At 41.4% G+C, this 10007-nt stretch carries 5 protein-coding genes; 3 read left to right on the top strand and 2 right to left on the bottom strand.

Annotated elements, in window-relative coordinates; translation table 11 throughout:
- Both NJ959_RS19510 and NJ959_RS19505 read left to right on the top strand, forming a co-directional pair.
- A partial coding sequence (locus NJ959_RS19510; protein WP_256529457.1) for an AAA family ATPase occupies positions 1-1237 on the top strand: 1237 nt, incomplete at its 5' end.
- A gap of 6 nt (positions 1238-1243) precedes the next feature.
- On the top strand, positions 1244-1849 hold the full coding sequence (locus tag NJ959_RS19505) for a DUF4276 family protein (RefSeq protein WP_373693682.1): 606 nt from the start codon (positions 1244-1246) through the stop codon (positions 1847-1849).
- A gap of 71 nt (positions 1850-1920) precedes the next feature.
- Here the strand turns inward: NJ959_RS19505 and NJ959_RS19500 are convergent, their stop codons facing one another.
- Both NJ959_RS19500 and gcvT read right to left on the bottom strand, forming a co-directional pair.
- The gene (locus tag NJ959_RS19500; protein WP_254013409.1) at positions 1921-7425 is read right to left on the bottom strand and encodes a CHAT domain-containing protein; all 5505 of its coding nucleotides are present in this window, start codon (positions 7423-7425) and stop codon (positions 1921-1923) included.
- 330 nt (positions 7426-7755) lie between these two features.
- Positions 7756-8880 carry a glycine cleavage system aminomethyltransferase GcvT gene (gene gcvT, locus NJ959_RS19495; protein WP_254013408.1) on the bottom strand — a complete coding sequence of 375 codons (1125 nt, stop codon included), beginning with the start codon at positions 8878-8880 and terminating at the stop codon, positions 7756-7758.
- 354 nt (positions 8881-9234) lie between these two features.
- Between gcvT and psaK the strand changes: the two genes are divergently transcribed.
- Positions 9235-9510 carry a photosystem I reaction center subunit PsaK gene (psaK, locus tag NJ959_RS19490; protein ID WP_254013407.1) on the top strand — a complete coding sequence of 92 codons (276 nt, stop codon included), beginning with the start codon at positions 9235-9237 and terminating at the stop codon, positions 9508-9510.
- The last annotated feature ends 497 nt before the right edge of the window (positions 9511-10007 follow it).

Here is a 10007-nt window from a genome sequence, read left to right as displayed (position 1 = left end):
GTCTAGACAATCTATTCCCCGAATTGAATATCTACGAGTCCAAAATTACCGAGCGTTGCGTGACTTGGAACTTAAAGGAATTACCCCTCTTACTGTATTCTTGGGACCAAATGGTAGTGGTAAGTCAACTATCTTTGATGTATTTGCCTTCTTATCAGAATGCTTTACAGTTGGTTTAAGAAAAGCCTGGGATAGAAGAGGAAGATTTAGAGAACTACGGACAAGGGGGGCAGAGGGATCAATTGTAATTGAATTAAAATATCGAGAAAAATCAAGTTCTCCCCTAATTACCTACCATTTAGCTATTGAGGAAGGAACTAGAGGTCCTCATGTAGCAGAAGAATCCCTAGAGTGGAGAAGAGGACAAAGAGGCAAACCATTTCGGTTTCTCGATTTTCAAGAAGGTGCAGGAAGGGTAATTACTGGTGAGATACCAGATGAACAGGATGAGCGAGTATTTGAACAACTAGAATCGTCAGAATTACTAGCAGTTAGTACCCTCGGACAATTTGCTAAACATCCTCGTGTTAGTGCCTTACGTCGTTTTATTACAGGTTGGTATCTTTCCTATCTGACAGCAGATAACACTCGCAGTATTCCAGAAGCCGGACCCCAAGAGCGATTATCACCAACAGGAGACAACTTACCTAACGTTATTCAGTACCTGAAAGAACAACATCCTAATCGGTTGAACCAAATTCTTACTACTTTATCCTGTCGTGTTCCCCGCTTAGAGAAAGTGGATGCGGAAATGATGCAAGATGGGCGGCTGCTGTTGCAAATAAAGGATGCTCCATTTACACGACCAATCCTCGCCAAATTTATTTCAGACGGCACATTAAAAATGTTAGCCTATCTAATCGTATTATACGATCCATCTCCGCCACAACTGATAGGGATCGAAGAACCAGAGAATCATCTACACCCGCAGTTATTACCAGAATTATCAGAAGAATGTCGCGCTGCTTTAGCTAACACACAGTTAATGGTAACAACCCATTCTCCATTCTTTGTAGATGCTCTAAAACCAGAGGAACTGTGGGTACTTTATCGAAATGAACAAGGCTATACTCAAGCTAAACGGACTGCGGATATGCCAGGAATTAAAGAGTTTATAGACAATGGAGCCTTGTTAGGTTCGTTGTGGATGGAGGATTATTTTGAAGTAGGTAATCCCCTGGTTAACTTTGGTGGTTATAAGCGTGGCAGATCGCAAAAACAGGAAATAAAGGAGTAAACTAACTTGCACATTGAGTTTATGGTTGAGGAACAGTCCGCCAAAGAGGCTCTCCACAATCTATTACCTAAAATCTTGAAAATAAATACCACATTTGATATTCATTCCTACAGAGGTAAAACTGATTTACTATCTAAATTACCTAGCCGATTGAAAGGGTACAAAGCTTGGTTGCCAGAGGATCATCTAATTGTAGTTTTAGTTGACAAAGACAGGGAAGACTGTCTTATTTTAAAGAATAACTTAGAAAAAATTGCTACTGAGGCTGGCTTAATTACTAAGTCATCTGCTGGTATAGATAAACCGTTTCAAGTTCTTAATAGAATAGCAATTGAAGAACTAGAGGCTTGGTTTTTTGGAGATATACCAGCTATAACTACTGCTTATCCTAGAGTCTCCCCCAATTTAGCAACTCAGGCAAAATACCGAGATCCTGACGGGATAACAGGTGGTACTTGGGAAGCATTAGAAAGGGTACTTCAGAAAGCTGGTTACCATCAAGGAGGTTTGGAGAAAAACAAGGCGGCACGGGAAATTTCAAGGCACATGAACCCTGCAAATAATCGCTCTAAAAGTTTTCAAGTGTTCTACAATGCCTTATTAAAAGAGTAAAACCTCTCCGGAGAAAGGGGAAGATAGTTTTTAGCTTTCAGTGAAAAGGATTAATTCAAAACTCAAAATCCCTACCAAGGATTCCCAATCATAGTAAAAGCACTCCAATAATAAGGATGAGTAAGTTTTGTATCTCCCGATGCAAATAATTCCGCAGGTAAAGGAATATTCCCACCTGGAGTAACTAACTGTCCATTTTCTATTCGCACTTCACCTTTAATCATGGCTAATTGTGCCTGTCTCAATGCTTCTGCTTTAATAGGTGCTATCTTTAATTCCTCATAAAATGTCGTCATTAGCCCCAATGTACCTGAATCGCTAACATACCAAAGACTACCCAAAGCTGATTTCACTCCCGCTTGTACCGCTAATCCCGCAAAGCCTAATTCCGCTTCTTCATCTCCTAAAGCGGTACGACAAGCACTCAATACTAACAATTCTACTACTGGATCGTTTAACTTGAGATCTCGTAAATTATTAAGTTGTAATTTTTGCTGCCATAACTGAATGTAGGAGTTGGCTGATTCACCTGGTTTGAATTCACCGTGGGTGGCTAAATGAAGAATACCAAAGGGTTGGCTAGCGCGGGCTTCTTGGAGATTCTTTAGGGTAAAACCATCGTTGAGGAAGGATTCACCTTTCCATAATTTTTGGGTAATTACTGATAACTCGAATGGCACGGCTGGCAAGGCATTGGCATCATCAAATTTAGATGCGCCCATTGCCAAGACTTGCATATCTTTGAGAGAAACGTAGCGGGTATCGGAAAGAGAAAGGCTGGGCATTAAGCCAACACTATATTTTTCTAGAATAAAGTTTTTCCCATCATAGAGTGCGGCAAGGGGAAGGGATCTCAATCCCGCGTCTGCGATAAATACTAGATTATTAATTTGTTGGGATTGTAATTCTTTTTCTAGTGGTGTAATTAACCATTGATAAAGTTTTTTCCCGGGAGTGCGATAGTCGCGAGGGATATTGATACTGGTTACGGCTTGACGGAATTGTTCAGCTATTTTGAAAACGTTTTCTCTGGTAGCCCCGGATACTGTATAGCGGATGGGAGTACCAGAAGTGACTAATATTAATTCTAGTCGATCGCTGCCTTGTGGTGGCTGCTTGTTGGGAGGAGTTTGGGCTTGATTTGCGGCAATGCCTGATGCGGTGAATTCCCAGAGGGTTTCTGGTTGTTTGTTAGTTGGTTTGGTTTCAGATTTATTCCTATATAAAATAGGTATATTTTGGTTATTGTTTAAATCTACTTCTGCCAATCTATCTGGCTTGGTTAATGCGGTTGGGGAGGGTAGGCTAGCGGGGACAAAGTAGCAATAAATTAGGGCAGGTTTGACACCTGTTGCTTGTTCAATTTTTTGTAATTCGGCTTGGGCTTGTTGGAGGTTAAAATTTTGGGTACTCCTGATGCCGAGGTAGCTTTCAAATGCTGTGGTAAAGCTGGTTTCTTGTTGGGCAATTTCGGCTTCGGTAGCTGGGGTAGAGGTGATGATGGAAATAACCGGAGTTTCTATCTTTTGCTTAATCTCGATTTCTGGGTTTGAATTATCGTTAGTTTCAGTAAGATCGACGGGATTAATGGTAGAATTAAGACCAAGAATTTTAATGTTACCTTCAATGTGGCTGAAGTCGAAGGATTGGGAGGGAATGATACTAAATTCGCCGCTAGTAATCGCACCTACTGTACCGTTGGTGGTAGCATCACCGATAACAAATGGTTTTGTGCCATTGCCACCGTGTCTAATTGTAATGTCTCCGCCACCATTGCCACTAGCAGTGGAAATACTCGCTAAGATATTATTGCGATCGCGAAATGTATTCTTAGCCCGGAAAAATTCCCCGGCGGTAATATCTACTTCCCCACCTTCCCCATCGCTGCCTCCTTGGGCGTTAATATAACCAACTTGAATATCGCTAATGGGATCGAGAAGAATATTACCACCATCACCGATAGTACCACTACTATCGATATCGCCAGTAGTAATAGCTGTGGATGCTTTAACGGTTATATCACTGCCACTAGTGCCGCTACTATTTAGGTTGCCTGTGGAAATTTTACCGTTATTACTGGTTAAATCGATAATTCCACCAGTTCCCGTGGTAGAACTAGTATTTATATCAGAGGTAGTAATATTACCATCTGCGATCGCACTTACGCTAGTCGCCCTAATCCCTTGACTATTAATAGTATTGGCGCTGGCAATAGTTAAATTTCCCAAACTGGCAATATTTCCCACCTCATCACTAAAAGTAATATTACCCGTACCTGCTTTGAGAGTTAGATCCTGACTGCCATTGACTGTACCATTAAAACTAATATCCCCCGCACCATCTCCCGTATCGATAGCGATATTGTTACCGATATTGGTATTGCCATTTACAGTAATATTTTGGTTAGCGGTAGTAATATTCCCCTTGAGATTGGTAGTTGTACCGTTGAGGGTGAGTGAGGCGTTACTCAATCCCGTAATTGCGCCATTTAGATTGAGAGTCGTACCTTTAAGAATGACCGATCCATTAAGTGCGATCGCGCTATTAAAGGTAATATTAGCATTATTGGCGGCAATATCTCCCGCCAGGGCAACTGCCCCACCACCACTTTGGACAAAGTTTCCCGTCAAGTTAATGTCAGCAGCAGCATCAATGGTGAGTTGTCCACTATTATTAATTGTCAAACCACCACCACTAGTAGTATTGATAGCACCATTAAGATTAAAATTATTGCCAGTTAAGTTTATCCCGTTGGCGGTATTAGTATTTAAAATACCCAAACTGGTAGTACCAGTACCCGCACTTTGAATTAGGCTAGCGGCTGTAATGGAATTTGCGGTTACATTATTAGCGCTGGTGATAGTCAGGTTTCCTAATGCGGAAGTATTACCAACAGCTTGTTGAAAGCTAATATTACCCGTACCTGCAAGTAAGGTAAGATCTTTGCTGCCATCAACTGTACCATTAAAATTAATATCACCATTACTGGTATTGAGAGTAATACCATTGCCTAAAGTAGTATCGCCATCAAAATTGATACTCTGATTAGCAGTAGTTAGGTTGGCATAGAGAATTGTGTTACCTTCCAGAGTAATGGAGGCATCATCTGAGCCAGTAATAGTATGAGCAACTTGTATAGTACCATTAGGCGATCGCAAAATAATCGAATCTGCAAAAGCCAAGTCATCTACTACAGTAACAGTCCCGCTACCATTCTCACTACCGATAGTAATAGAGGAAAAACCATCAGTTATACTATTTAATTCTTCAGGAGTTAAGAAGGTTGTTTTATGGTTTCCTACTCCAGCTATTTCTAATTCGGTACTATCCGTTTCTGGTTGCAAAGTGAGATTCCCACTACCAACAAGTTCCGGAGTACCAAAACCGCTTAATTCAATTCTATCAGCAGTGAGAGTAATATCCCCAATCCCTGAATCGATTTGATTATAAACTGCAATACCGCTATCTCCAGTATTCTGGGTTGAGCCTGTAATATTGACATCTCCACCTTCTGAGCTAAGGGAACCATCAGTATTAATTAAAACACCATTTGTCCCTTGGGGAGTAGTGACAGAACCAGTTATATTTATATCACCACCTCCTGAATTTATCAAGCTATTAATTTCAATACCGACATCATTTAGACTAGAACCAATCAGGGTAATATTTCCACCATCTGAATTGATAGTATTCTTTAAGTTAGTTATATTAATACCAAGGAAACTGCTACTAGAACCAGTGATAGCGATATTCCCACCTCCTGATTCAATTTTGCCGTCACCAAAGCTACCATCACTTACGAGACTAAAACCATGGAAAAAAGTACTAGCACCAGTGATAGTGATATCTCCTCCACCTGAATCAATCAGGCTAGTTATGCGAATACCCTCTTGATCGAGTGAACTTCCAGTTAAGGTAATATCTCCCCCACCAGTAGAAATAAAATCGATAAGTTCTAATTTACCTTCACCATCACCATTAAAATCGCCAATAAGAGTAACATTACCTCCATTAGTGGTAATACCTCCTTGCGGATTGAGTAAAATCTTTTCGCCAGCTTGAGCAGTTATACTAACTCCAGGAGTAGTAATATTAACGGGATCGTTAAACGTAATATCACCTGTAGATTGGAGAATAACATTCGCTGTTGCTCCATTGATGGTGCTACTATTAATTTCATTGTCCGTAGCTGGATCTGCAAATTCGTCATTAGCTGCCAAATCAGTTGACTTATCTGAGCTTTGGACAATTGTGATACTAGTTGGATCTAAAAGTAATGTACCAAATTCACCTACCGCAGCCGATAAATCAGCCGTACCTGCAAAATCAAGAAAATCTTTCCCCGATACTTCAGCAAATCCCCCATTACCACCCTCACTTCCCCCTTTTGCGGTAATATTGCCATAGAATCGGGTTGCTTCATCAGACCAAACTATTACTCTCCCACCATGACCATTATTAAGTGCATCTGCCCTAATTTCTGAATTACTACTAACATAACTACGAGAAGCATTCGGTACTGCCCCCTTCCCTTGATAATCTCCCCCAACTCTGATATTCCCACCACCACTAGCACCAGACGCATCCAAATTGGCGCTAATCAAACCCACCTTATTCCCAATTACATTAATTTCACCGCCAACCTTAGTAATAGCGGAATTCGATGTATCAATATTACCAGAAACAATAGCCACTCCCGACTCATTCGGTATAGTCGTATTGGAACTATTTAACTTCACCTCCCCACCTTGGGTGACACTAACTCCCGTATCTATCGAACCTGTCAATAGAGTCGGCAAATCTTGTGGTGTAATTGGCAGTAATATACCATTCTTATCCCTTGGCGCTTCAATCTCCAAACTAAGGAGATTTCCCGGTTGACTAACCCGCACCAAACTTGAACCAGGTACAGCAGCAATTGTAATCCTACCTCCCGTTGCAGTAAGATTCCCAGTATTAATAACACTGCCACCTAATAAAGTTAAATTTCTGCCTACAGAAACTTCTAAATTACCACCATTGACAATATTGCCAGACTGAGATAAATCAAAAGCAAACTGATTAGGATTACCAACTAAATTACTATAGTTATTTGAACCAAAAGCATTAAACCAATTATTATCGCCAAAACCAATAGCAGTAGCCGTAGTTGCCATAAAATCGCCAGGGACATTTAAACTAGCATTTTGCCCAAACACTATCCCCGCCGGATTCATTAAATATAAATTAGAATTTCCCCCAGTTACCTGAATTAGACCATTAATAATAGAAGGATTTCCACCAACTACCCTGCCCAAGATATTCTGAATTTGGGGATTAGATAAAAAATTAGCAATTTCACCTTGTGATAGTCCAAATTGCTCAAAACTCTGGAAAAGATTCGCCCCATCTCCAGAAAGACTACCACCAGAAATATCAAAGCGGTTGCCATCAGGAGTTATAATTGTATTTGTACCATCAGAAGCAGCCGTAATCGGTTGAGCTACTCCCGGCGATACATCTACCAGGGCAATTATCCCTTGAGTAAAAGAAAAAAAGAAAAACAACCAGCGCAACGACAACTGGGTAGGTTTCATAAAGTATAGCACCGTAAAAATTCATAAAAATAAACAGAAAAAGACTTACAGAAAGACTCCATCAGTAGGGTGTGTTAGCGTAGCGTAACGCACCATTCCTACTTACAGCAGATTCCAGGTTGATGAAGTACGCCCCAGAAACCCGGTAACTTCGGCGAAACCGGGTTTCTCTATACCTCACGAAAAGTGATGTATATAGCAGTCAGGAGTAAGAAGTAAGGATTCAACTAATAACCGGATGATTTAACAATTCCAGCGGATAGAGTATATGTGACAACAAACAACAGACAACAAACAACAAACAACCAACAACAAATAACCAACAACAAATTACTTTCTCCGATAAAACGGCTTCTTCACCACAACCGCCGGATAAGCCTTCCCGCGAATTTCTACCTCTAATGCTTGCCCGATATTAGCTAAAGATGTGGGAAGATATGCAAGTGCGATCGCAATTCCTAAAGTTGGGGCTAAAGTTCCACTGGTTACTTCTCCCACTATGTCCCCATTTGATATTACTGGATAACCATGACGGGCAATATAACGCCCTACCATCTGAATCCCAACTAACCTACGTTTGACTCCCGTAGCTTTTTGCTCTTCTAATACAGATCTACCAATAAAATCGCCTTTGCGATCTAAATGGACTAGCCAACCCAAACCAGCTTCTAAAGGAGTAGTGGTGTCATCAATATCTTGTCCGTAGAGAGCTAGTGCTGCTTCCAATCGTAGCGTATCTCTCGCCCCCAAACCACAGGGAGTCACACCTGCACTAAATAGCGATCGCCATAATTCTACCCCAAGCTCTGGGTCAACCATTATTTCAAATCCATCTTCTCCTGTATACCCTGTCCTAGCAATAAACGCAGGTTGACCGAGAATAGTTCCCTCCAAATGTCCGAAAAACTTAACACTGCTTAAGTCTTCCTCCATTAAAGGTTGAAGATATGTAACAGATTCAGGTCCCTGTAGGGCAATTAAAACTTTATCAGAGGTAAGATCCTGGAAACTAATGCCAGATGTAGGCAAATTTTCTAACAACCAGGCTTTATCTTGAGCGCAGGTAGCCGCATTGACAATAATTGTCACCTGTTGCTCCCCCCCATCATCTTCACCCTGATAGTAAACGATGATGTCATCAATGATGCCCGCGTCAGGATTTAACAAAACCGTATACTGAGCTGCACCCGGTTGTAACCCCATCAAATCCGAGGGTACTAAACGCTGCAAATGTGCCCGTAACTCTTTGCCCTTCAAGAGAAATTTTCCCATGTGGGAGATATCAAACATCCCCGCTGATGTCCGCACCGCTTCATGCTCTTGCCCTATTCCCCCATATTGTACGGGCATTTCCCAACCTGCAAAAGCAGTGATTCGGGCTTTTTGGGCAAGAGCTAGGTGAAATAAAGGTGTCCTAGCAAGGGTTTCTGGTATAGATGAGTCTGACTTTGCCACTGCCGATTCGGTAAGGGTATTTTTTCTTAAAACAAGTTAACATTTTTTTGTACCAGAGGTTTTTATAATATTAATCGGTCAGTACCAAGACATAAAAACCTACCTCCGGACTGGGGGAAAGTATACGACCGAGGAGCTAGCTGCAAGGCTAGGATAGCAGACTGCCTTTACAGCAAAAGGATTGCGCCCGGTAACCTGATTAATCAGGATATTAAGGCTGCAAAGTCTTAAGAATCCCCGTATCAAAAGAGCGGGGAGTGTCAAAATTGATTTGCTTGAAAATCCTGTCTCGGCCAGAGCGGGGATCGCAAGCAGCAATTCAGCCCAACTTAATTAACATAAGGAGAAACTCCCTTGATTAACACAATTTTATTAGCCGCTCTTGATGTAGTACCAGCCACCTCCTCCTGGAGTCTCTCCGTAGGTTTGGTGATGATTATCTGCAACCTAGTGGCGATTGCCATTGGTTATTACGCAATTCAGAATCCCGGCAAAGGTCCAGATTTACCTGTGGGTAAGCCTGCTATGTTCAAAAGCTTCGGCATTGCTGAACTTTTAGCCACCACTAGTTTCGGTCACATTCTCGGCGCTGGCGTTATCTTGGGATTAAGTAGCGCAGGCGCTCTCTAATCGATAGGGTTAAGATATGTTACCTCTACTATAGCAGATGTAAAATCTTTGCCAATTTGAGAGGAACTTAATAGAATTAATGGGTAGTGGAGATTCTCCGACTACCCATCCCTTGTTTGCTAGGAGGAAGGGGAGTTTTAAGTTAAAGGCTGATGTTAGCTTGAGCCTTGGCTACTGTTAGACTTATGGTGAGGAAAGGGTGAAGGATTTGGAGATAAAGTTATTAGTTTATTGACTAGCGATATCGCCCTTATGCTTTACACCCACAAAGGCTGATTGTAGTTTGAGCATTGGCTACTGTTAAACTCCTCATCAGGAGAGGGTGAAGGATTTGGAGATAAAGTTATTAGTTTATTGACTAGCGATATCGCCCTTATGCTTTACACCCACAAAGGCTGATTGTAGTTTGAGCATTGGCTACTGTTAAACTCCTCATCAGGAGAGGGTGAAGGATTTGGAGATAAAGTTATTAGTTTATTGACTAGCGATATCGCCCT

The organism is Limnofasciculus baicalensis BBK-W-15 (assembly GCF_024178385.1).
Taxonomy (GTDB): domain Bacteria; phylum Cyanobacteriota; class Cyanobacteriia; order Cyanobacteriales; family Coleofasciculaceae; genus Limnofasciculus; species Limnofasciculus baicalensis.
The sequence above is the reverse complement of the archived record's forward strand: the minus strand, read 5'-3'. Positions and strand labels throughout refer to the sequence as shown.